The organism is Ulvibacter sp. 2305UL32-6 (assembly GCF_058148545.1).
Genome location: NZ_JBYVKA010000074.1, coordinates 1 through 700, shown reverse-complemented (window position 1 = coordinate 700; position 700 = coordinate 1). Strand labels below are relative to the sequence as shown.

At 34.9% G+C, this 700-nt stretch carries 1 protein-coding gene; it reads left to right on the top strand.

The features are described from left to right. Window positions 1-469 (top strand): hypothetical protein (locus tag ACY2RU_RS17780; RefSeq protein ID WP_490139829.1); only part of this gene is annotated, 469 nt, incomplete at its 5' end. Window positions 470-700 lie beyond the last annotated feature (231 nt).

Here is a 700-nt window from a genome sequence, read left to right as displayed (position 1 = left end):
GCATTATACAAACACGTTGTGCTTCATACCCAAAACATCAGAAATGTTTGCAGAATTAGAAAAATATAAAATAAATGATCACTTCTTTTTTTCGAAAAATGACGATTTAAATGAAGTATGCAATGCTCCAAAAGACGGAATTGGAGTTTACACCGTTTTTGAATTAAAGAAAGGAAATATTGATCTGGTGTATATTGGTTCTTCTGGAAAATTAAAGCAAAATGGATCAGTTAAAGTTAGAAAAGGTGGAATGTTTGACAGAATAGTTAATGGAAAACAATTCGGAGGAACTAGAAAAGACACTTGGAAACAAAAACTTATCTCAGAGAAAATCGAGGCATTAGATATTTATTGGTACCGAACATTTGATAAAAATTCTTCAGATTTGCCATCAATGATTAAAGGTTTGATAATTCAAAGATATTTTGAGATTTATGGATCTTTACCAAGATGGAATAAAGAATTCTAATAAGCAAAGGTACGAAAGCACAACACCGTATAAAGCCAATGGCGAAATTGGTTAAATGACTTAAAACTCCTACAATTTAAAAACGTATATTTAATTCCGAATAAACTCGTAAACGGCTTCGCTGTGGCTTCCGAGTCGCACGCGTCGACGCCGCTGCCAACATTTGCTACCGCAAATTTGGTTGAGCCACTGCGAGCCAAGAACCGCCACTGGCATTATACAAACACGTTG